Source organism: Kocuria sp. ICS0012 (assembly GCF_001665945.1).
GTDB lineage: Bacteria > Actinomycetota > Actinomycetes > Actinomycetales > Micrococcaceae > Kocuria > Kocuria marina.
The window spans coordinates 12,590-35,269 of sequence record NZ_LZMM01000039.1 but is presented as its reverse complement, the minus strand read 5'-3'; the positions used below and the strand labels follow the sequence as shown (position 1 = coordinate 35,269).

Genomic DNA, 22,680 nt, shown 5'->3' with positions numbered 1-22,680 from the left:
CCTCACATCGGGGGGAGAACGGCGGCCGTGGGAATCACGGTCTCGCAGCCCACCCGGACGGGGCAACCGGGTTACGGCCGCCGCCAGTGCGGGGTGCGCAGGGCTGCGGGGAGGGGGACGAAGTCCATGCGCTGCCCCACCTGCGTATTTGCGTTCGCAATTGTACGCGTCGCTACAGAATAGCCGGTATTCACCCCGGAACGGCCCATGGGAACATGACGCGCCGGGCGCACGCCATTGGCGCCCGCGGAGCCCTCGGAACGGGGCATTTCGGCGGAACCGGAATCGCCCGCGGGGCCGGAGGAATCGGCGTCGGCCCGGGATTCGTCATCGCGGCCCTGGTAGGAGACGTCGCGCAACACGGGACCCCGTGACAGGGACGGGCCCGAGGGTCGCGCAGCCCCGGGCGGTCGCACGGCGCCCAGGAACGTACCGCGCGCCGTGCGGTGGGGTGCGGGATCCTCGTCCGGTCGGACGGCTTCCACCACGGCGTCGAGGTCGTCGTGGTTCCAGCCGTCCGGTGACTCCAGGCGCACCACGCGCCAGCCCTTGGGTGCCGTCAAGGAGTCCGCGTGCACGGGGCACAGGTCGTACGCGTGCGGTTCCCGCCGCGCGGACAGGGCACCGATCACCGCGGTGGAATCGGAATAGACATAGGTCAGGGTGCACACCGCGTCACGGTTGCACATCTGCTTGGAGCACGTGCGCCGCGGAGTCTCGGGAGCGGCCACGGGGTTCAGCGTCCCCGGCGACGCAGCCTGCGCCGCTCGCGCTCGGACAGGCCGCCCCAGATCCCGAACTTCTCGTCGTTGGCCATGGCGTAGTCCAGGCACTTGCCGCTCACGGGGCACGCCTCGCACACGCGCTTGGCGTCCCGGGTGGACCCGCCCTTCTCGGGGAAGAAGGCCTCGGGATCGGTCTGGGCGCACAGGGCGTCGGTCTGCCACGCGAGCTCACCCTCGGCGTCACCCTCGCTCACGGAGTACAGCCCGGCCACGGCCTGCCACACGGAGGCGTCCACGCTCTGTACGTCGTGGACCTCGGTGGTGCTCAGGTCTTGGGGGGTGCTCACGGGGGGTTGCGGTTCACGCGGCTTCTTGCGGTCGGAACGCAGGAGCACGTCCCCGGCGACCTCGGGGTGTGCGGCCAGGAAGGCCGTGGCGAGATCGTCCAGTGTGGTCACACCCGAGTCCCCCCGGGCTTGATCCACGGGATCCACGAACCAGTCCACGGGAGCTGCACCCCCGGTCGACCCGGGTTCGTAGTCCTCCCGAGCATCGATCTGGCGGCGTGCGGCCTCTCCCATGTCACTCCTTCCGTCCCACGCGTTCGCTGTTCAAATGTCCTCAACCAGCCCGGTTGTCCCGACCGAAAACGAGTCCGCCGCGTAGGGGCGTACACCGTCGATATCCCGGTGGATCCCCTAATTACACGCGTGTAAGTCCTATTGAGTCAAGCCGAGTATCCTGGGCTTCCCGGGTCCACCGGCGCGCCGTCCGGGAACCCATGGTTCCGTCACATACCCTAAGGAGTTTCCTCGTGGGACGCACACCGACAGACCTGACCCAGGCCCTGCAGACCGTGGCCGAGCGCCCCACCCCCGCTCTGATCTGGCGCGACGGCGCCGAACGGGTCGAGCTGTCCGGGCGGGTCCTCGTGAACTGGGTCGAGAAGGCCGCCGGGCTGCTCGTGGACGAGCTCGACGTCGGCGCCTCCGACGTCCTCACGATTTCCCCCGTGCCGCACTGGCGACTCGCGGTGCTCACGTTCGCGGCGTTACGCGCGGGTGCGCGCGTGGACTTCACGCGTCATCCCGAACCGGATTCGGTGGTCCATGCGTACCCGGAGTCTCACCCTGACGACGACGCCGCGGCCCAGACCCTGCTGGTGGTCGCCGAACCCGCACTGGCCTTCGAGTGCTCGGGGCCCCTGCCCCAGGGCGCGGTGGACTTCTGCGACGAGGTCCGGGCCCAACCGGACATGTACGGGGGTCTCGAGAACCCGGAACCCGACAGCGTGGCCCTGCCGTCCGGGGTGACCCACGCGGAGGTACTGCCGCGAGCGTTGGAGCTCGCCGGAACCGACGAGGGCACCGTGTACCTGCCGCTCACCGAGGGTTGGGGCGAGAACGCGGCCCTGCGGACCCTGGGGATCATCACGGCCGGTGGGGCGGTGTTGCTGACCGCGCGTCCCGAGGACGCCACGGCCGCTGTCCTGGACCAGGAGCGCGCAACCCGCGGTTGACACCGAAACACGGTGGCGCCTGCACCGGGCCGCGCGACCGGCGGTGGTCCGGCCGGCGTTTGTCTGGTGCAGGCGCCCTGTTCGACGGTCCTCGCGGATCAGGACGCGCGGCGCACGTCCTGCTCGGGAAGGGTGTTCGCCACCGTGTCCTCGGGCCGCGGCGCCGGGTTCCCGTGGTGGGATGCCGGGTCGTCGTGTCGGGGCGTCTTGTCCTCGCGCTGCGGGATCACGGGGATCTGCCCGGTGATGAACGCGAGTTCCTGGTCCGGGCTGCTCGCGAAGTCCGGGTCCTGGTCCAGCTTGGTGCTGAACACCCAGAAGCGGTAGGCGAAGTAGCGGAAGATCGTGCCCAAGATGGTACCGATGATCGTGCCGGAGATGAAGGACGCGGTCGCGGAGGTCAGGCCCAGGACGTAGTAGCTGACCCCGAGGCACCCGAGTTCGATCCCCATGCCGATGCCGTTGGCCACCAGGAACTGCACGAGTTCCTTGCGTTTGTCCTCTTGGCGCTTGTCCCGGAAGGTCCACAACCGGTTGGCGACCCACGAGAAGATGATGGCCACGACCGTGGCGACCACTTTGGCCTTGATGTGGCTTTCCGCGAAGTACTGCGTGTGCATGAGTACCCAGACCAGGCCCGCGTTGATGGCGAACGCAGCCGCACCCACAACCCCGAACTTCGCGAGTTCTTTGACGAACAGATTCCACAGCGCGTGTGCGCGATCAAACATTTTGTTCAAGATTCGATCCCAATCTGACGCTCGGGGAAGAGGGATGGGTGGCCGCACCGGCGTGGCCCGCCGCCGACCCGTGGCCCGCCACGACACGGATGATGTGGCCTCCGCAGGAAGATTGAGTGCATCGTACTCCGAAATGGCTGAACGTCCGCTGTGGCGCTAGCCTGAAACCGTGAATTCTCCCATTACCGGTCCTGTCATTGGTGTGGTGGGCGGCGGGCAGTTGGCCCGCATGATGGCCCCCGCCGCCGTCGCTCTCGGCGTGGAACTGCGCGTGTTGGCCGAGGGCCCGGAGGTCAGTGCCGTGGCCGCGGTGCGCACGGCACCCACAGGTGACTACACGGATCTCGAGACCCTGCAGCGTTTCGCCGCGGACGTGGATGTGCTCACGTTCGACCACGAACACGTTCCCACCGAGCATCTGCGCGCGCTCGAGGCGCAGGGTGTGGCGGTGCGTCCGGGGCCGTCCGCCCTGGTGCATGCGCAGGACAAGCTCGTGATGCGCCGCGCCGTCGCCGAGCTGGGCTTGCCCAATCCGCAGTGGCAGGAAGTCTACTCCCCGCAGGAACTCGTGGCGTTCGGCGAGCGCGTGGGTTGGCCCGTGATCCTCAAAACCCCGCGCGGCGGGTACGACGGCAAGGGCGTCCTCAAGGTCGACGGCCCGCAGGACGCCGGCACCGGCACCGCCGCCGAGTGGTTCGAACGCGCCACCGGCCAGGACGACGGCGCCGGGTTGCTCGCCGAGGAAGCGGTCGCGTTCTCGCGGGAACTGTCCGCGATGGTCGGGCGCCGGCCCTCGGGGCAGACCGTGGCGTGGCCCGTGGTGGAGTCCATCCAGGTGGCCGGGGTGTGCGACGAGGTCATCGCCCCCGCCCCCGGCCTGGATCCCCAGGTGGCCCACGCGGCACAGGACGCCGCGGTCCGGCTGGCCGAGGAACTGGGCGTGACCGGAGTGATGGCCGTGGAGCTGTTCGAGACCCCCGGGACGGACGCGGGTTTCGCGGTCAACGAGCTCGCCATGCGCCCCCACAACTCGGGTCACTGGAGCATGGACGGATCCGTCACGGGACAGTTCGAGCAGCACCTGCGCGCCGTGCTGGACTGGCCCCTGGGCGCCACGGACGTCGTGGCCGGGGCGGCCGTGATGAAGAACTACCTGGGCGGGGACAACCAGGACCTCTTCGCCGCGTATCCGCAGGCACTGAGCGCGGAACCCCGCGCCAAGATCCACAACTACGGCAAGTCCGTGCGCCCGGGGCGCAAGATCGGTCACGTCAACGTGGTGGGCGGCGCCCACGAGGTGCAGCGGCTGCGGGAGATCGCGACCCACGCGGCGAGCATCCTGCGCGACGGCGAGGACCGCGGGGTGCGACCCACCGACGTGAGCGATGCTCCCGAGCGGCAACCGTGGGGTGCGGTCCCGTCCGGTCAGGACGAGGCCCCGCGCGTGGGTCTCGTGATGGGCTCGGACTCGGACTGGGCCACCATGCGGGCCGCGGCCGAGGCCCTCGAGGAACTCGGGGTCCCGTACGAGGCGGACGTGGTTTCCGCGCACCGGATGCCCACCGAGATGCTCGAGTACGGCCGTACCGCCCACGAGCGTGGCCTGCGGGTCATCATCGCCGGGGCCGGCGGTGCCGCCCACCTGCCGGGCATGCTCGCGTCCGTCACGCCGCTGCCCGTGATCGGGGTGCCCGTGGCGTTGAAGACCCTGGACGGCATGGATTCCCTGCTGTCCATCGTGCAGATGCCCGCGGGGGTTCCCGTGGCCACGGTGTCGATCAACGGCGCCCGCAACGCCGGTCTGCTCGCCGCCCGGGTGCTGGGATCGGCGTCGGACGCGTCCGGGCAGGACCTGCGGGAACGACTGCGGGACTTCGCACAGGAGCTCTCGGAAGCGGCGCACCGGAAGGGCTCCGTGCTGCGTGACGCCGTGAGCCGCGGAACCGCCTCCCAGGACTGAGCGCCACCCCCTTCGGGGTGCATTGTCGGCCCGGACCCAGGCGGACAAGGCACAATGATCGGGTCGGGATCCGTTCTCCTCTGATGGATCCCGGCCCGGCGGGCCCGCACCCATGGCCCGTCGCAACACCGACTTCCCCTTCAGCACGGAGTTGCACGTGAACGGATCCAGCGACCGGCCCGACGACGCCGCCCCCCATCCCACGGCCACCAAGGCCTACGAGAGCGTGGCGTCGGGCTCCCACACCGCATCGGACGAGCCGCCCGCGGGCGCCACCGCCGAGCGTCACCCGGGCGACGGGCCGCGACGATCGCGTTCCCGCGTGGGGGATCCCCTCAGGAGTCCCCGGTTCGCTGCACCCGCCACCCGCACCAAGCGGGCCTGGTGGCTGCTGGGTACCACGCTGCTCGTGCCCGGTTCCGCGCAACTCGTGGCGGGCCGACGCGGCCTGGGGCGGATCGCCGTGCGCGTGACCGCCGTGGTGTGGGCGCTCGTGCTCGCCGCCCTGTTGTTGTGGGTCGTGTGGCGCAGCGCGCTGATCTGGTTGCTGACCAACACCGTGACCTCCGCGGTGCTCATGTACGGCCTCGTGGCGCTCGCGATCGGGTGGGTGCTGTTGTGGTTCGACACGCTGCGCCTGATCAGACCCGGGTTGCTCGGGGACGGGATGCGCCGGGCCGTGGTGCTCGTGACCGTGCTCGCGATGCTCCTGACCGGAGGGGGACTCGGCTACGCGGCGCACCTGGTCTCCGTGGCCCGCAACGCGGTCTCGGACATCTTCGGCGGGGGCATGCCGTTCGCCCCGGCGGACGGGCGCTATAACATCCTGCTCATGGGCGGTGACGCCGGTGACGACCGCGAGGGCCGCCGCCCGGACTCCATGACGGTGCTCAGCATCGACGCCTCCTCGGGGCAGACGGTCACGATCTCCCTGCCCCGCAACCTGCAGAACGTCCCGTTCCCGGCGGACTCCCCCATGAACGCGGTCTACCCCGAGGGGTTCAATTGCGGGGACGAGTGCATCATGAACGCCGTCTACACGGACGTGATGCAGAACCACAAGGACCTCTACCCGGACGTCGCCGATCCCGGGGCGCAGGCCACCAAGGAGGCCGCCGAGGGCGTCACGGGCCTGAAGATCCAGGCGTACGCGCTGATCGACATGGACGGCTTCGCGTCCCTCGTGGACGCGCTCGGCGGGATCGACATCAACGTGGGTGGCCGCGTACCGATCGGCGGCGGGACCAACCTGGACACGGGGCTGAAGAACCCCATCCTGGGGTGGATCGAGCCCGGGACCCAGCACATGGACGGCTACCACGCCCTGTGGTACGCCCGCTCCCGCGAGGGCGCCACGGACTACGACCGCCAGGCCCGGCAGCGTTGCGTCCAGGCCGCGATGCTCGCGCAGCTGAACCCGGTCGCGGTGGCCACCAAGTTCGACGAGCTCGCGAGCTCTGGCCAGCAGATCCTCGAGACGGACATCCCGCAGTCCTCGATCGGCTCCATGGTCACCGTGGCCACGAAGGCCAAGGACCACGAGCTGCAGGCGTACGCGGCGGGTCCTCCCTACTACGACCAGTCCTTCCCCACCTATCCGGACTACGCGCAATTCCAGTCCGACGTCTCCCGGGTCCTGGCGAACGCGAACGGCGACGACGCCCAGGCCGCCGGGGGCGCGCGCGGCGACGCAGCGGTGCCGTCCGCCGACACGCCCGGCACCGTGGGTTCCCAGGGTGCGGCGCGAACGGGCGGGGTGTCCGCGCTGGGCGGCGGTGCGGGCGTCGGGACGGCCGTGGTCGTGCCCGCCGCGCTCAAGGTACCGGCGCAGGAGCAGTTGTCGCCGAACGGGACGTGCTCGGTCCCCTGACCCGGCACCCCGGACCCGCGCACTCGGTACAGTTGGGGGCGTGGCGAACATCCTGCAGTCCCCCGAATGGGCACGGTTTCAGCAAAGCATCGGACACCGCGTGATCCAGGCGAATGGGCCGGGCTGGCGGTACCTCGCGACCGTCGAGGGCGGGCGCACCGGACGGTACCTGTACTGCCCGTACGGCCCCGAAGCGGACTCCCCGCACACGTTCGACGCCGCTCTGGCGGACCTCACGGCGCAGGCCGAGGCGCACCGGTGCTGGTTCGTACGTGTGGAGCCGATCAACGGTCACCCGGTGGACGGTCTGGAGACCCCGGAGGCATCGCTCAAGCGGCGAGGCATGAAGCTCGCGCCGCGCCAGGTGCAACCGGGACACACGCAGCTGATCGACCTGCGCAAGGACGCCAAGGACCTGCTCAAGGACATGAAGTCCACCAACCGCAATCTCTACCGCAACATCCACAAGAAGGGCGTGAGCATCGAGCGCTCCGAGGATCCCGCGGACGTGCGGTACCTGCTGACCTTCCTGGACGCGACCGCCAAGCGGCGCAACTTCAATCGGCAGCATGACGACTACCTGCGGGCCGTCGCGGAATCGCTCATGCCCGCGGGTGCCGCGAGCCTCTACCTCGCCAAGCTGGACGGTGAGCCGATCGCGGCCTCGCTCGTGTACGACTCCGAGGACACCCGCACCTACGCGCACGCGGCCACGGACCAGACCCACCGGAAGCTCTCGGCGGGGATCCCGCTCGTGGTGACCATGATCATGGACGCCAAGGAGAAGGGGCTCACGTGGTTCGACCTCTTCGGCACCGCTCCCGAGGGCGCGGGGCCCGAACACGAGTGGTACGGCTTCACGTCCTTCAAGAAGTCCTTCGGCGGCGAGCCCGTGTCCTACCCGGGGACGTGGGACCTGCCGGTCTCCCGCGCGGGCTACACCGCCTACGGTGCGGTGCGTGCGGGCCGTGAGACCCTCGGGGCGGCCCGGGGCAAACTGCGCACCCTGCGCGAGCGTAAGGTGGGCGCATGACTCGCACAGCCCTGATCACGGGTGCCACCGGTGGCATCGGACGTTCCTTCACCCATGCCCTGCACGAGCGCGGCTACGGCCTGATCCTCACGGGCCGCAGCACCGAGAAGCTCACGGAACTGTCCCAGACCGTCACGGGCGGCACCGCGCAGATCGTCGTGGCGGACCTCGGGACCACCGAGGGGATCGACACCATCGTGGACGTGCTGGAACGCAACCCCATGGACCTGCTGATCAACAACGCGGGCTTCGGCAGTCACGGCGAGTTCGCCCACCTGGACCTGGACCACGAGATCGAGGAGCTCACGGTCAACGTCCGGGCCCTCATGACGCTGACCCACACCGCCCTGGGTGCCATGACCGCCGCGGGGCACGGCGCGATCGTGAACATCGCGTCCGTGGCGGGCTTCCAGCCCCTGCCGTCCATGGCCACGTATAGCGCGTCCAAGGCGTTCGTGGACCGCTTCAGCCTCGCCGTGGGTGTGGAGGCCCGCAAGCACGGCGTACACGTGTTGAGCGTTAACCCCGGTCCCGTGGACACCCAGTTCTTCACGGTCGCCAATGCGCAGGCCATCGAGCTGGGCCGTTCCGCGAATCCGGACGACCTCGTGGCCGCGACACTCACGGCACTCGACAAGAAGCGGTCCCGGCTCGTGTTCCCGCGCGCGTACTACGTCCTGGACGCCCTCACGGGCGTGCTCCCGCGGTCGCTGGTCGCGCGTGCCGCGAACGTGGTCTCGGGCCGCAAGTAGTCCCACCCCGCGCCGGCAGAGTTCGTCCCGGGCGGGCGGGGCTCGTCTCCCGGGCGGGCACGTCTCGTCCCGGCCGCGCCGTGCGGCCAGGCACGGCCCTCTTCGCGCCGCGCGCCTCGGCTCGCGCGAGTCGTCCACACCGTCCACGGCGTGCGCCGCAGGTCAGGACCCGTTCACCAGCGGGCGGCGTCGCGGACCGCCGCCCGGCCCTCCTCGACGGCGCGACGCAGCAGTCCGGCGGCCGCGCTCTGACGCCGCGAAGCGCTCTGCGTGTCCCCGTCCGTGCTCGGGGTTCCGGTGACCGGTGTGCCGGTGGACTGCGCGGTCCGCTTGCGGCGGGCCAGCGGGCCCGGAAGCATGCCCGTGATCATGCCGCCCCGCGCCGAGCGTGGTGAACGGGCCGCCCCGGAGTCCTTCGATGTACCGCCCGGGAGCTGATCCGCGGAGCGCACCAGATCCGGATCGGCGTCCACCCCGGGGCTCGTCCGGGAGGACGGCGCGGCGTCGTCCTCACGGGACCGCGCTGCGGTAAGACTGTCGGATGGCTCGACGGGCGAGCCCTCGAAAGCCGCGGACCCGGCAGTCGCGTTCCCGGCGCGTGCCGGCTGGGGCACGTTGTGGGGGGCCGCGGCCGACGTCGTCGGCTCGGGTGCGGCGTCGTCGCGGACCGCGGGCTGCTCCGGCAACAGGTCGTCGGGGGCCGCGTTCTTCGAGCGTCTGCCCAGGAACCGGCGCCGGGTCTTCTCCACACGGCCGGCCACCTGGAACTCGCCGAGCAGCGGGTACTCCCACGTGCCGGGGGCCTCGTGCTCCTCGGTCGCGAGCTCGCGCAACACCATGGGTTGCGAGGGCCGGTCGGGGTCCCCCGCGAGCACCTTGTGCACCTGGCGCTGCTGCAGTTGGACCAGGCCCGTGAGCAGGAGGGCGTCGTCCACGCCCAGCTGGCGGGCACGATCGGTGAAACCCAGCCGGTAGATCATGGCGGATTCCCCGGTGTGCACGAACCACAGGTACCCCAGGGCGGTCTCCGTCCCGTCCTCGAGGTGCTCGGTGGCCACGAGGAACACGGAGTTCTCCCCCACGGCGCGTAACAGTTCACGGATGTACTCACTGCGCAGACCCACGTTGGACAGATCGCGGTCCGAGGCGCGCACCCGGCGCACCCGCACGCCGGAATCACGCAGCCCGGCGCGGCAGCGCTGCAGCGTGTCATCCGACAACCGCTTGGACAGCTCACCCTCGGTCTCGCCCAGCCGCACCACGAGGTGACGCGGTCCGGCCTCCCCCTTGCGGGGCTTGTCCGCGCGGCGGTAGCCCGCGCCGGTGAGCAGCTCGGTGAGTTCGGGGGTGGCGTCGGTGTCCGGGCTCACCCGTAACACGGCGGCCTCGTGTGCCGTGCGGGCGTGGTCCTGCAACGCGGCCAGGACCTCCGTGAGGTGGCGCGGATTCTTGACGTGCAGGGACCGGGCGTCCACCACCGTGTGCAGGTCCTCCCGCAGGATCACCAACTGGCTGTAGCCCACGGTCTGCTGACCCCGATCCACGGCCACGCGTTCGACCCTGGCGTCCTGCGCGGTCAGGGCCTCGGCGTCACCGATGCCCCACAGCAATTCGGGGTGTCCGCCCGTGACACGGACCCGGGCGTCCCAGGTCTTCCGATTTCCGCAGGGGGTCACGCTCAGCGCCACGGGGTTTCCTCTCCTCAGGCCCACAACGCGTTCCAGCATAGCCGGGCACATACCGCGCGCGTGCCCTCCCCGACCGGGGTGAACACGCGCGCGGTGTGTAGAGAGTGTCGGGGATCAGCCCTGGTTGCGCTCGTACTTCTCCCACTTCTTGGCCAGGTGCTCGGCCTCGACCATGCGCACCGTGCCCGAACGCGAACGCATCACGATGGACTGGGTGGTGATGGTGCGCCCGCGGTAGCGCACACCGCGCAGCAGGTCGCCGTCGGTGATGCCCGTGGCGGCGAAGAAGCAGTTGTCGGACGTCACGAGCTCGTCCGTGGTGAGGATCCGATCCACGTCGAGTCCTGCGGCGGCGGCCTTCTCCCGCTCGGCGTCGTCCGTGGGGGCCAGCCGGCCCTGGATCACACCGCCGGTGGCCTTGACGGCGCACGCGGTCACGATGCCCTCGGGCGTGCCGCCGATGCCCATCATGATGTCCACGCCGGTGCCCTCACGGCACGCGGCGATCGCCCCGGCGACGTCCCCGTCGAGGATCATGCGGGTGCGGGCACCGGTCGCGCGGATCTCGTCCACGAGGCCCTGGTGGCGGGGGCGGTCCAGGACGCACACGGTGACCTGGTTGGCCTTGACACCCTTGGCCTTGGCCACGAGGTGCACGTTCTGCTTGACGGGCAGGCGCAGGTCCACGAGATCGGCGGCCTCGGGGCCCACCACGAGCTTGTCCATGTAGAACACCGCGGAGGGGTCGAACATGGAGCCGCCGTCCGCCACGGCGATCACGGCTAGCGCGTTGTTCATGCCGAGAGCGGTGAGCCGGGTGCCGTCGATGGGGTCCACGGCGACGTCCGAAGCCGGGCCCTTGCCGTCGCCCACCTGTTCGCCGTTGAACAGCATGGGGGCCTCGTCCTTCTCGCCCTCACCGATCACCACGGTGCCGTTGAAGTCCACGGTGGAGAGGAACGAACGCATGGCGTCCACGGCCGCGCCGTCCGCGCTGTTCTTGTCACCGGCGCCCACCCAGTGGCCACCCGCGATCGCGGCGGCCTCCGTGACCCGCACCAGTTCCAAGGCCAAATTCCGGTCCGCCACATTGCCCGCTCTGCTCTGCTGGGTCGCTTCTGCCACGTTGTTCCTCACATTCGAGTTTCGGGTCGCCCCGGTGGCCGCCTGCCGGGCCCCGGCGGCACCACCATGACACGTACGTCCAGCATATCCTCGGGTTCCCAGGATTGGGCCGGTCCCCGGGAGCACGGCACAATGGGTCCGTGAGTTCTTCCGCTTCCGGTCCCGGTGCCGGGTCCTCCCCCGATCCCCGCGACGCGCACGCCGCGCCCGCCTCCGCCGCGGCCGACGACGCCGCCACCCCGGACGCGGGTCAGGCGCCGGTCCCGCAGCTCACCCGCAAGCAGGCCTCGCGGATCAACGCACCCATCCGCGGCATGGTCATCTCCATGCTCGTGCTCATCCTCCTGTTGTTGCCGTTTTTGTGGTTGCAGCCCAAGCCCGATGCCCAGCCCTACCGAGCACATGTGGACGTGAGCGAGGAGGCGCGCTTTGCGGGTGACCAGGCCCCGTTCACCCCCGCGGCCCCGGCGTTGGGGGACGGGTGGAGCGCCAACTACGCGCGCTGGGAGGCGCAGTCCCAGGACGGCGTCCCCCTGTGGAACGTGGGTTTCCTCTCCCCCGGTTACCACCTGGTGGACATGGCGCAGACCGCCCGGTCCAATCCCACGTGGCTCGCGCAGCGCACCCAGCTGATCCCGCCCACGGACGAGCGCACGGTCAATGGGATCACATGGCAGATCCATCACCGTGACGCCTCGGGCAAGCAGGACGAGTTCACCGCGTGGGTCGGTGAGCTCAAGGACTCCACGGTGGTGCTCAGCGGCCAGGCCCCGAGCGCCGAGTTCGAGCACGTCGCGGGGGCCGTGTCCGGGCAGTGACGCCGGGCAGCGGGACCGGGCGCAGCGACGTCGTCGAACCGAGGTCCCGGAACCGGGGCTAGTCTAGGACCCGAGCGAGCCGACCCGGCCCAGCCATCGTGCCTTCGAGATTTGGAGATCAGCGTGAGCACTCAGCCGTCTGCCGTGGAGAACACACCCCGCACCCCGTTGGGGGCCTGGCGGAAACTGCGGGAGGGCAACGCCCGGTTCATCTCGGGTGACACCCTGCACCCCCACCAGGACGCCCAGCGCCGCAAGGACCTCGCGCAGTCCCAGAAGCCGTTCGCGGTGATCTTCGGGTGCTCCGACTCCCGCCTGGCCGCGGAGATCATCTTCGATCTCGGGCTCGGCGACGCCTTCGTGATCCGCACCGCGGGCCAGGTGATCGACAACGCCGTCCTGGGCACGCTCGAGTACGCGATCGAGGTCCTCGGCACGCCGCTGATCATGGTGCTCGGCCACGACTCGTGCGGCGCCGTGACCGCGACCAAGGCCTCCGTGGAATCCGGGGAACTGCCCCGCGGTTTCCAGCGGGACCTCGTGGAGCGCATCACGCCGTCGGTGCTCGAGGCCCGGAGGCAGGGCCACACGGACCTACAGGACATGGTCGTGGAGCACACCAAGCAGACCGCGGCGCGCATGCTCGACCAGTCCGCGGCGATCTCCGGCGCGGTCTCCCGGGGCGAAGCCGCCGTGGTCGGCGTGTTCTACCACCTCTCGGACGGCCAGGCGGACCTCGTCTACAGCAACGACCCGGCGTTCCGGGACGCGTGAGTCCCCCTCCCGGATCTCACCTCCCATGCCCTGCTGAATGACGACGACGCCGCGCGCTCCCGGGCACACGGCGTCGTCGTCCTCCGCACCGCGGTAGTACGGCGACCGCGAAGGCTGAGGACGGGGCCGTGGGCCTAAACTGTGGGCCATGGCAGAAAACACCGAGTACCGCATCGAACACGACACCATGGGTGAGGTCCGCGTCCCCAAGAACGCGCTCTACCGAGCCCAGACCCAGCGCGCCGTGGAGAACTTCCCGATCTCCGGCACCACCCTGGAACGCGAGCACATCAAGGCGCTCGCGCAGGTGAAGAAGGCCGCCGCCACGGCCAACGAGGAACTGGGTGTCCTCGACGCCCAGCGCGCCCAGGCCATCCGCGACGCCGCGGACGCCGTGGCCTCTGGCCAGTACGACGAGCACTTCCCGATCGACGTCTTCCAGACCGGCTCGGGGACCTCCTCCAACATGAACACCAACGAGGTGCTCGCGACCCTGGCCACGCGCTCCCTCGAGTCCGAGGGCGTGGAGGTCCACCCCAACGACCACGTCAACGCGTCCCAGTCCTCCAACGACGTGTTCCCCACCTCGGTGCACGTGGCCGTGACCAACGCGCTGATCAACGACCTCAAGCCGGCCATGGACGTGCTCGCGATCTCCCTGGAGAAAAAGGCCTCGGAGTTCAAGGACGTCGTGAAGTCCGGGCGCACGCACCTCATGGACGCGACCCCCGTGACCCTGGGTCAGGAGTTCGGCGGCTGGGCCGCCCAGGTGCGCTACGGCATCGAGCGCATCGACGCGTCCCTGCCGCGCGTGGCCGAGGTGCCGCTGGGCGGCACGGCCGTGGGTACCGGGATCAACACCCCGGACGGCTTCTCCGCGCGTGTGATCGAGCTGCTCTCCGAGGAGACCGGTCTGCCCCTCACGGAGGCCCGCAACCACTTCGAGGCGCAGGCCAACCGCGACGGGCTGGTGGAGGCCTCAGGACAGTTGCGCAACATCGCGTACTCGTACATGAAGATCATGAACGACATCCGCTGGATGGGTTCCGGGCCGAACACGGGCCTGGGCGAGCTGCACATCCCCGACCTGCAGCCGGGATCCTCGATCATGCCGGGCAAGGTCAACCCCGTGATCTGCGAAGCAACCATCCAGGTGGCCGCCCAGGTGATCGGCAACGACACCACCGTGGCGCTGTCCTCCACCAACGGCGCGTTCGAGCTGAACGTGGGCATCCCCGTGATGGCCGCGAACCTGCTCGAGTCCATCCGTCTGCTCGCCAACTCCTCCCGCGTGGCCGCGGAGAAGATGGTGGACGGGCTGCAGGCCAACGAGGATCGCTGCCGCTTCCTGGCCGAGGCCTCCCCCTCGATCGTGACCCCGCTGAACAAGGCCATCGGCTACGAAGCCGCCGCGAAGATCGCCAAGCACGCCGTGGCCAACAAGGTCACCGTGCGCGAGGCCACCATCGAGCTCGGCTACGTGGACGGCGAGAAGCTCACCGAGGAGCAGCTGGACAAGGCCCTGGACGTCACCACGATGACCGGCAAGCACTGATCCGCTCGTCCCGTATGGCGCTCACCGGCCCCCGGTGAGCGCCCCGGGAAACAGGGGCGTGCTCGCGGCACCCCGTCAACGGCAGAACTCGGCCACCCGTTCACCGGGTGGCCGAGTTCTTCGTCGCGGCGGGGACCTCCTGACCGCCGAGCGGTCGGGGAGGTCCTACGGAAGGTCACGCCTTCCGGGGTGAGGAGGCCGCGCACCGGGAGACCCCGGTGGCGCCGGCCACGGCGCAGGAACGCTGCGCCCGTGCCACGGTTCGAGCACCCGCACCCGGGTGTTCCCCCACCGCCCCGCTGATGCGCGACATAGCCCGAGGCGCTCCCGCGTTCCCGCGGCCGCTCAGATGCACGTGGAACTGCGGCGCCGTGGTCCCCGCATGGGACACGGTGGGCTCACGATCGGACGGGGTAAGTGTGCGAATGCTCACGGGCTCCATCATGTCATGTACGGGGCGATCGCGCGGCGGCGCGGGACCGAGCGGCCGCGGGGCCCTCGTGGGACGCCGCACGCACCGGTGTTCCGTTGCCCACAGATCTCTTTGACCGCAAGGATCCGGGACTACCCTGGGTGGCAGAGACATTCGTGATGCCAGCCCGGGTGCTCCCGCGGCGGGCCGTTCCCCCGAGGAGACAGTGTGAAACTTGCAGAGCAGATCGTCCAGCAGCTAGTGGAAGCAGGTGTGGAACGGATCTACGGCGTGGTGGGCGATAGCCTGAACCCCATCGTGGACGCCGTGCGCCGCACCGGCGGCTCCGCCAAGGGTGGGATCGACTGGGTGCACGTGCGCCACGAGGAGGCCGGTGCGTTCGCAGCGAGCGCCGAGGCTCAGCTGACCGGCAAGCTCGCCGTGTGCGCGGGCTCCTGCGGGCCGGGCAACCTGCACCTGATCAACGGGCTCTACGACGCCAACCGCTCCGGTGCGCCCGTACTGGCCATAGCCTCCCACATCCCCTCGCAGTACATCGGCTCCGAGTACTTCCAGGAAACCCACCCGGACCGGATCTTCACCGAGTGCTCCGTGTACTCGGAGCTGGTGAGCACCCCGCAGCAGTGCCCCGCCGTGGTGAGCTCCGCGATCCAGTTCGCCGTCACCAGCCCGGGCGTCTCCGTGGTCACGCTGCCGGGCGATCTCGCGGACTCGGACGCCGCCGTGGAAGCCCGCCCGTTCGCCGTGCCGGCACCGAGCGCCGTGGTCCCCTCGGACGAGACGGTCGAGCGCATGGCCCAGGCCCTGAACTCGGCCAAGAAGGTCGCGATCTTCGCGGGCATCGGCGTGGCCGGCGCCCACGACGAGGTGATTGCCCTCGCAGACACCTTGAAGGCGCCCGTGGGCCACTCGCTGCGCGGCAAGGACCAGATCCAGTACGACAACCCGTTCGACGTGGGCATGACCGGGCTGCTGGGCTACGGCGCCGCGGCGGAGGGGCTGCACGACGCGGACGTGATGGTCATGCTCGGCACGGACTTCCCGTACGACCAGTTCCTCCCGGACGTCACCACCATCCAGGTGGACACCGATCCCACCGTGATCGGGCGCCGGACCGGCGTGGACATCCCCGTGCACGGTGACGTGAAATCCACGATCCTCAAGCTGCTACCCGAGCTCACGGTCAAGTCCGACCGCTCGTTCCTGGACAAGACCCTGGCCAAGCACGACAAGCTCATGAACAAGGCCGTGGGTGCGTACACCCGCAAGGTCGAGAAGATCACGCCTATCCACCCCGAGTACGCCGCGTCCATCCTGGACCAGGTGGCCGCCGAGGACGCCGTGTTCACCGCGGACACCGGTATGTGCAACGTGTGGAGCGCCCGCTACATCAACCCGCTCGGCACTCGTCGCATCCTGGGCTCCTACCTGCACGGGTCCATGGCCAACGCCCTGCCGCAGGCGATCGGCGCGCAGCTGGCCGATCCGGGACGCCAGGTCATCTCGATGTCGGGCGACGGCGGGCTCTCCATGCTCATGGGCGAGCTGCTGACGCTGGCGACCTACAATCTGCCCGTGACCGTGGTGGTGTTCAACAACTCCACGCTGGGCATGGTCAAGCTGGAGATGCTCGTGGACGGGCTACCGGATTTCGGCGTGGACGTACCCCAGGCGAACTACGCGCAGATCGCAACCGCCATGGGCATGCAGGGCATCCGGGTGGAGAAGCCCAAGGACCTCGAGTCCGCGTTCACCACCGCACTCGCCCACCAGGGCCCGTCCGTGGTGGAGGTCATCACCGACCCCAACGCCCTGTCCATCCCCCCGGAGATCAAGAAGGACCAGGTCTTCGGCTTCGCCACAGCGATGTCCCGCATCGTGCTCAACCGCGGCGTCGGTGAGGCCGTCTCCATGGCCCGCTCCAACCTGCGCAACATCCCGCGCGGCTGACCGGCGGCCGTCGCCCTCACGACGGCGCACGCGGATGGGGACCCGGTGGCGCGCTGCCACCGGGCCCCCATTGCCGTAGCGGGCCATACCGCGCCGGTGCCGCCGGGTGCCGCGAGGCCCCGGAAGCGTGTGACCCGGACCATATAGGATCACGGGAGCAGTGACCCTGTTCGCTCCCGTCAGGATTGGAGGCGGTGTCCCATGACCGCCGAGGACCCCTGGCCGCCCACCGACCCCGGGCGGCGTCGGCACCTGCTCGCCAACCTGGCACACGGCTACTTCGTGGAGGGCGCCTCCAAAATCTCCCTGGGCAAGCGGTCCGGGCTCTCCCGGTTCCAGGTGGCCCGCCGACCGGGACGCCCTGGGCCGGGCCGTTCCCCGGGAGATCACGCGGGTGCCCCGGGACGGGGACACCCTCGGGATCTCCTGGTCCGACGCCCTGCAGCACGCGGTGAAGCACCTCCCCAAGCTGCCGCACAACGATATCGTCCAGCTCGCCGGTGCCCCGCGCACGGACGACACCACGGAGAACGAGTCACCGCGCCTGTTCGCCGAGCTTCGCAGCCGCACCGCGCGGCCCCTGTGGGCGCCCCTCGTGGTCGACCAGGCCGCGGCCCTGAAGAAGTCTCCCGAGATCGACGTAGCGCTGAGACGGGCGGACTCGCTCGACGTCGCCGTGCTCGCCATCGGCGGGTGGTCGCCGGGCACCTCGACCGTGTGGCCGCGTGTGAGCGAGGACCTGGCCCGGGCGGCGGCGCGGGCCGGAGAGGTGGCCGAGGTCTCCGGCCTCCTCCTTGACGAGTCCGGCCACGAGCTGGACACTCCAATCGCGGGGCTGGTCGTCTCGGCAAGCGTCGCGCTCCAGCGCCTCCGGGCGGCTGGGCGGGATGACGCGCGCGTCGATGACCCGCGAGAACCTAGCGCGCTCCGCGGTGCTGTCCGTGGCGGACTCCCTGGCGGACTGCCTGGATATCCTGCGCGGCGTGGACGTGGTCCAGCACGTCCTGCTGATCGGCGGAGGGGCGAAGTCCGACGCGCTGTGCAGCGTCTTCCCGGACACCCTCGGCATGCCCGTGACGGTGCTGGAGACCGGCGAGTACGTGGCGCTCGGCGCCGCCCGCCAGAAGGCGTGGGCCGCGGGCGAGTTCCCGCGGTGGTCACGCTCCGCCAGCCGGGAGCTGCGTCCCTCCGACGACGCCGGTGTGCGCGAGTTCCGCCGCCGCTACGGCCTGGTACGACGGGCCACGGAGGCCGAACTGGCCTGAGCCACCGGTGCCCGACGGCTCCCTGGGGGGGCGGGTGATCTGCTTCCGCGCCCCCCTCGCCCCGGGTGCACCGCCGGGGCGTCTCACGTGCCCGATTCTTTCGGCGCGGCCGTGACGTCAGCACTCGAAGCCCGTGCGCCCCGTGAACTCCAGTGCGGCCCGTAGCCGGTCGGCCTGGTGCTCCGGCATGGGAGGCAGCTCGTCCACCGGGTACCACCCCACCTGGAGGGACTCGTCGTCCGCCACCCGCGCCTCGCCGGAGACGTAACTGCATAGGAACGTGTGGTCCAGGAACTGGCAGCGGTCCCCGTTGGGGAATTCGACGACGTCCCCGGCCTTGACCCGCACGAGGTCGTCCACCGTGACCTCCACGCCGGTCTCCTCGAGGCACTCGCGGCGCGCGGCGACCCCGGGGTCCTCCCCCGGTTCCACGATCCCGGTGATCAGTCCCCAGTTCCCGTTGTCCGCGCGCCGCCCCAGCAGCACCCGGCCCTCGTGCAGGACCACGGCGGTGCACCCGGGCAACCACAGCAGGTCGTGATCGATCTTGAGGCGCAGGTGGGCGATGAACTCGGGAACGGGCACGGGTGTCTCCTCCTGGGTGGGTACGACTGCGCGGGTGGCGTTCACAGGAACGCCACGACACCCAAGCTTCCCACGATCATGAACGGCCCCAGGGGGATGCGACTGCTCGCCCGGGCGCGGCACAGGATCAGCAGTACGGCGCAGAACAGCCCGGCCAGCACGAACGTGGCCGCGAGCGCGAGCACCGTATGGGTCACGGACGAGAATCCTGTGAGCAGCCCCAGGACCCCCGCGAGCCGCACGTCCCCCATTCCCATGCCGGCGGGGTTGATCAACCGCAGGGCCAGGAAGAGTCCCTTCATGATGAGCAGACCCCACAGCATCCACCACAGGCGCACGGTGTCGTGGGCGAGGACGGCGGAGGCGCCCAACAGGAGGACGGTCACGGGATACAGCGGGCGCACCACCCGCCCCGGCAGGCGGTGGTATCGGATGTCGGTGGCGGCGAGCCACACTCCTGTGCATGCGAGCACCATGACGGCCAGGGCGCAGGCCACCGCGGCCAGCTGTGCGCCGACCGTGGCTTCCTGCAGGTGCGCCCCCACGAACCCGCCGATGCCCGCAGTGTCGGGCTGAAGCATGAACTCATCCTAGGCACCCCGCTGTGGTGCGGGTCATGGATTGCGAGCCGTGTGGAGAACGGGTTCGTAGACTGGGCCCATGATCGCTCCCTGGCAGAACAGGTCCGCCCGATCGACCGTGTCCGAGGAGTCCTTCGCCGCGCTGTGCCGGTCCTCCCCGTGGCGTTGGGACACGGTGCGGTTCACGCTGTACTGGGTGAGCGAGGATCCGGACACCGCCGCCCACCCCGTGCGCGTGTGGCTGCGCCGGCCCTCCGATGTGCGCGTGGAGACACTGCAGGGCGACGTGCTGTACGCGAGTACGTCCCTCGAACGCTCCCGGGACGACTTCTACGTCACGGACACGTCCCGCTCCTGGTTGCTGCCTCCCGCGCTCGTCTCACCGGTCTACGACGACGACGGCCTCGTGCTCCGCCGCCCCGAGGCCGCCTACGGGGACCCGATCTTCGGGGGCGGGCGCTGGCAGGCGATCCTGGACCCCGTGGAATGCGTGGGCCCCGCGCCCACCCCGCCCTACCTCCCGGAGCAGCGCCCCTCGCAGTTGTCCTCCGTGGTGGCCGGGGCCTTCGCCAAACGCCGGGTGTGGTGCGCGACCGTGGAGCCCACCGTGCGCTACCGGCCCGTGACCGCGAACCACCCGCTCGCCCCGGGTCCCACGCGGATCGCGGTGGACACCGCGACCGGCGTCTGCGTCTACTCCCACGTGCTGCGCGGACCGTACGCGGGTCAGGGCCACCGGCTCGTGATCGAGGCGGTGGACGAATACCAACTGGACGACCTGTTCACGCAGCAGGACTTCAACCTCACGGACGTCTCCCGTCACGTGCCGTGGCCCGTGCTCCCGGCCTGAGCCGCCGCCCGCGATCCGCACCGGGCGGATTCCCCAGGGGCCGCGTTTCTCGGGTGTCCAGGGCGCGCAGCCCGTTCGGACCTGACGACGATGCCGCGGGCTCGGGACGACCAGGCCGGGCGGGGGACGACGCCGCCCTCCCGGCCCGGCGTCGTCGGGTCACACGTCCTGGCGCTCGAGCAGGTCGGTCACGAGGGCCGCGATGGGTGAACGCTCGGAGCGCGTGAGGCTCACGTGCCCGAACAACCGCTGACCCTTGAGCGCCTCGACCACGGCCATGATGCCGTCGTGACGTCCCACCCGCAGGTTGTCCCGCTGGGCGACGTCGTGGGTGAGCACCACCTTGGAGTTCTGCCCGATCCGGGACAGGGCGGTGAGCAATACGTTGCGTTCGAGCGACTGCGCCTCGTCCACGATGACCCACGCGTCGTGCAGGGACCGCCCGCGGATGTGGGTCAGGGGCAGCACCTCGAGCATCCCGCGCGCCACGACGTCGTCCACGACCGCGGGTGAGACCACGGAGGACAGCGTGTCGAAGACCGCCTGACCCCACGGGTTCATCTTCTCCTCCTCGGTGCCGGGGAGGTAGCCCAGGTCCTGGCCACCCACCGCGTAGAGCGGGCGGAACACCATGATCCGGCGGTGCTCCCGGCGTTCCAGAACGGCGTCGAGACCCGCGCACAGCGCGAGCGCGGACTTGCCCGTTCCCGCGCGACCGCCCAGCGAGACGATGCCCACGGCGGGGTCGGTCAGCAGGTCGATCGCCAACCGCTGTTCGGCCGAGCGTCCCTGCACCCCGAACACGTCCCGGTCCGCGACGACCAGGCGCGCCTGCCCGTCCGGTTCGGTCCGGGCGAGAGCGCTGCCCGCGGACGAGCGCAGGACCAGACCCGTGTTCACGGGAAGCTCCCGGGCGCCCGGCACTTCCGTGCGGCCCTCGGCGTAGAGGACGGAGACGACGTCGTCCGCGACGTCCAGGTGGGCCACCCCCGTGTACGCGTCGTCACCACCGATCCACTCACCGCGGTACTCCTCCGCGGCGAGTCCCAGGGCGGAGGCCTTGAGCCGCATGGGCAGGTCCTTGGACACCACACACACGTCGTGACCCTCGCCGGAGAGGTTCGCGGCCACGCTGAGGATGCGTGAATCGTTGTCCCGCAGCCGGAAACTCTGGGGCAGCACCGTGTCCGCGACGTGGTTGAGCTCCACCTGCAGGCACCCGCCGTCCGCGAGGTCCACGGGCCGGTCCAGGCCGCCGTGGGTCACGCGGAGGTCGTCCAGCAACCGCAGCGCCTTGCGCGCGAAGTACCCCAGTTCCGGGTCGTGACGCTTGGCCTCGAGCTCGGTGATCACCACCACGGGCAGCACCACGCGGTGCTCGGCGAAGCGGAACACAGCGCGCGGGTCCGAGAGCAGCACGGACGTGTCGATCACGTAGGTGCGCACACCGGCCGCGGAGCCGTCCTCCTCGAGCGCGCCGGATCGGACGGGGGTTACGGGGGTGTCGATGCTCATGGGGCCCTTTCCCTGCGAAGTCCTTGGCCGGTGTGTCCGGCACCTCTCACGCTAGGGAGGCCGATCAAGGGTGGCGCGCCCCACCGGTGAACGGCGCGTGAACATCCGCCACGGGCCCGTGAGCGGGACCGCTAGGGCCCGCTCAGCTCCCGAATCGGCGCTGACGGCGCGCGTAATCGCGCAGGGCCCGCAGGAAGTCGACCCGGCGGAAGTCCGGCCACAGCGCTTCGCAGAAGTAGAACTCGCTGTATGCGGACTGCCACATCAGGAAGCCCGAGAGGCGTTGTTCGCCGGAGGTGCGGATCAGCAGGTCGGGATCGGGTTGCCCGCGCGTGTAGAGGTGCGCGGAGATGTCCTCCACGCTGAGCTCCTGCGCCATTTGCGCGAGCGACGCACCGCGGGCGTCGGCGTCGGTGAGCACCTCGCGTACCGCGTCCACGATCTCCTGCCGCCCCCCGTACCCCACGGCGATGTTCAGGTGGGGGCCGGGATTGCCCACCGTGCGCTGTGCGCTGTTCAGCAGTTGCTCCTGGAGCTTCTCCGGGAGGGTTCCCAGGGCACCCACGGGCTGGATCCGGCAGATCCCTTCCTCCTGCAGTTCGCACATCAGGTTGGTGATGATCTCCAGCAGGGCCGTGAGTTCCTCGCGCGGACGGTTGAGGTTCTCGGTGGAGAGGATGTAAAGGGTGACCACCTGGATGTTCAGCTCGTGGCACCAGCGCAGGAACTCCACGATCCTGCGCGCGCCCGCCCGGTGGCCCTCCTCCGTGGTGGCGCCGAACTGGCGCGCCCACCGGCGGTTGCCGTCCACGAGCACACCCACGTGATGCGGCAACTCGTCCGCGGTGAGGGTGCGCGCCAAGCGGTGTTCGTAGAAGGAATACATGACACGGGGAAGTTTCACAGCGTCATTCCTCCCCTGAGTCGGCCCGGTCCACACGG

20 protein-coding genes and 2 pseudogenes are annotated in these 22,680 nt (G+C 70.2%); 13 read left to right on the top strand and 9 right to left on the bottom strand.

The window, feature by feature from the left end:
* Positions 1-71: 71 nt before the first annotated feature.
* Together A5728_RS06090 and A5728_RS14755 are read right to left on the bottom strand one after the other, a co-directional pair.
* Positions 72-731 carry a DUF3499 family protein gene (locus A5728_RS06090; protein ID WP_231885538.1) on the bottom strand — a complete coding sequence of 220 codons (660 nt, stop codon included), beginning with the start codon at positions 729-731 and terminating at the stop codon, positions 72-74.
* A 5-nt stretch (positions 732-736) separates the two neighbouring features.
* Positions 737-1,306 (bottom strand): WhiB family transcriptional regulator, encoded by a 570-nt coding sequence (locus A5728_RS14755; protein ID WP_064846188.1) that lies wholly within the window; start codon positions 1,304-1,306, stop codon positions 737-739.
* Positions 1,307-1,539: 233 nt separating this feature from the next.
* Here A5728_RS14755 and A5728_RS06080 point away from each other — a divergent pair, with 233 nt between their 5' ends.
* Complete coding sequence (locus tag A5728_RS06080; RefSeq protein ID WP_064846187.1) at positions 1,540-2,244, top strand: TIGR03089 family protein; 705 nt, start codon at positions 1,540-1,542, stop codon at positions 2,242-2,244.
* A gap of 98 nt (positions 2,245-2,342) precedes the next feature.
* Here A5728_RS06080 and A5728_RS06075 read toward each other — a convergent pair whose 3' ends face one another.
* Positions 2,343-2,975, bottom strand: a complete 633-nt coding sequence (locus A5728_RS06075; RefSeq protein WP_064846186.1) for a GtrA family protein — start codon at positions 2,973-2,975, stop codon at positions 2,343-2,345.
* Positions 2,976-3,213: 238 nt separating this feature from the next.
* Here A5728_RS06075 and A5728_RS15100 point away from each other — a divergent pair.
* The 5 genes and pseudogenes from A5728_RS15100 to A5728_RS06055 form a co-directional block, all read left to right on the top strand.
* Positions 3,214-4,335, top strand: a pseudogene (locus A5728_RS15100) (5-(carboxyamino)imidazole ribonucleotide synthase); the annotation flags it as partial.
* Between the two features lie 12 nt (positions 4,336-4,347).
* Positions 4,348-4,944, top strand: a complete 597-nt coding sequence (gene purE / locus A5728_RS15095) for a 5-(carboxyamino)imidazole ribonucleotide mutase (protein ID WP_318541281.1) — start codon at positions 4,348-4,350, stop codon at positions 4,942-4,944.
* A 157-nt stretch (positions 4,945-5,101) separates the two neighbouring features.
* Positions 5,102-6,814: an LCP family protein gene (locus tag A5728_RS06065; protein ID WP_064846199.1), complete on the top strand. Its 1,713-nt coding sequence runs from the start codon at positions 5,102-5,104 to the stop codon at positions 6,812-6,814.
* A 40-nt stretch (positions 6,815-6,854) separates the two neighbouring features.
* A complete protein-coding gene (locus A5728_RS06060) occupies positions 6,855-7,847 on the top strand; it encodes a peptidoglycan bridge formation glycyltransferase FemA/FemB family protein (protein ID WP_064846184.1) in 993 nt (330 codons plus the stop codon).
* Positions 7,844-8,599 (top strand): SDR family oxidoreductase, encoded by a 756-nt coding sequence (locus A5728_RS06055; protein ID WP_064846183.1) that lies wholly within the window; start codon positions 7,844-7,846, stop codon positions 8,597-8,599. Before A5728_RS06060 ends, A5728_RS06055 begins: the two co-directional genes overlap by 4 nt.
* Positions 8,600-8,772: 173 nt before the next feature.
* Here A5728_RS06055 and A5728_RS06050 read toward each other — a convergent pair whose 3' ends face one another.
* On the bottom strand, positions 8,773-10,326 hold the full coding sequence (locus tag A5728_RS06050) for a hypothetical protein (protein ID WP_156523393.1): 1,554 nt from the start codon (positions 10,324-10,326) through the stop codon (positions 8,773-8,775).
* Between the two features lie 75 nt (positions 10,327-10,401).
* A complete protein-coding gene (glpX, locus tag A5728_RS06045; RefSeq protein WP_064846181.1) occupies positions 10,402-11,412 on the bottom strand; it encodes a class II fructose-bisphosphatase in 1,011 nt (336 codons plus the stop codon).
* Positions 11,413-11,552: 140 nt separating this feature from the next.
* On the opposite strand from glpX, the gene A5728_RS06040 reads away from it, so the two are divergent.
* The 6 genes and pseudogenes from A5728_RS06040 to A5728_RS06020 all read left to right on the top strand — a co-directional run bounded on the left by A5728_RS06040 (position 11,553) and on the right by A5728_RS06020 (position 18,207).
* Positions 11,553-12,230, top strand: coding sequence for a DUF4245 domain-containing protein (locus A5728_RS06040; protein ID WP_064846180.1), 678 nt, complete (start codon positions 11,553-11,555; stop codon positions 12,228-12,230).
* Between the two features lie 123 nt (positions 12,231-12,353).
* Positions 12,354-13,004, top strand: a complete 651-nt coding sequence (locus tag A5728_RS06035; RefSeq protein WP_082943280.1) for a carbonic anhydrase — start codon at positions 12,354-12,356, stop codon at positions 13,002-13,004.
* Positions 13,005-13,152: 148 nt separating this feature from the next.
* Entirely contained in the window at positions 13,153-14,559 is a 1,407-nt protein-coding gene (locus A5728_RS06030; RefSeq protein ID WP_064846178.1) for a class II fumarate hydratase, read from the top strand.
* Positions 14,560-15,199: 640 nt separating this feature from the next.
* Positions 15,200-16,942 carry a pyruvate dehydrogenase gene (locus A5728_RS06025; RefSeq protein ID WP_064846177.1) on the top strand — a complete coding sequence of 581 codons (1,743 nt, stop codon included), beginning with the start codon at positions 15,200-15,202 and terminating at the stop codon, positions 16,940-16,942.
* A gap of 394 nt (positions 16,943-17,336) precedes the next feature.
* Positions 17,337-17,834 (top strand): annotated as a pseudogene (locus tag A5728_RS15090) (sugar-binding domain-containing protein); the annotation flags it as partial.
* Complete coding sequence (locus tag A5728_RS06020; protein ID WP_082943276.1) at positions 17,830-18,207, top strand: FGGY-family carbohydrate kinase; 378 nt, start codon at positions 17,830-17,832, stop codon at positions 18,205-18,207. The pseudogene A5728_RS15090 and the gene A5728_RS06020, both read left to right, overlap by 5 nt.
* A gap of 117 nt (positions 18,208-18,324) precedes the next feature.
* Here the strand turns inward: A5728_RS06020 and A5728_RS06015 are convergent, their stop codons facing one another.
* Complete coding sequence (locus A5728_RS06015; RefSeq protein ID WP_064846198.1) at positions 18,325-18,792, bottom strand: NUDIX domain-containing protein; 468 nt, start codon at positions 18,790-18,792, stop codon at positions 18,325-18,327.
* A gap of 41 nt (positions 18,793-18,833) precedes the next feature.
* Positions 18,834-19,373 carry an A24 family peptidase gene (locus A5728_RS06010; RefSeq protein WP_064846175.1) on the bottom strand — a complete coding sequence of 180 codons (540 nt, stop codon included), beginning with the start codon at positions 19,371-19,373 and terminating at the stop codon, positions 18,834-18,836.
* Positions 19,374-19,452: 79 nt separating this feature from the next.
* On the opposite strand from A5728_RS06010, the gene A5728_RS06005 reads away from it, so the two are divergent.
* On the top strand, positions 19,453-20,223 hold the full coding sequence (locus A5728_RS06005; protein WP_064846174.1) for a hypothetical protein: 771 nt from the start codon (positions 19,453-19,455) through the stop codon (positions 20,221-20,223).
* A 159-nt stretch (positions 20,224-20,382) separates the two neighbouring features.
* On the opposite strand, the gene A5728_RS06000 is transcribed toward A5728_RS06005, so the two are convergent.
* Complete coding sequence (locus tag A5728_RS06000) at positions 20,383-21,738, bottom strand: PhoH family protein (protein WP_082943275.1); 1,356 nt, start codon at positions 21,736-21,738, stop codon at positions 20,383-20,385.
* Positions 21,739-21,880: 142 nt separating this feature from the next.
* On the bottom strand, positions 21,881-22,642 hold the full coding sequence (locus A5728_RS05995; RefSeq protein ID WP_064846173.1) for an isoprenyl transferase: 762 nt from the start codon (positions 22,640-22,642) through the stop codon (positions 21,881-21,883).
* Between the last annotated feature and the right edge of the window lie 38 nt (positions 22,643-22,680).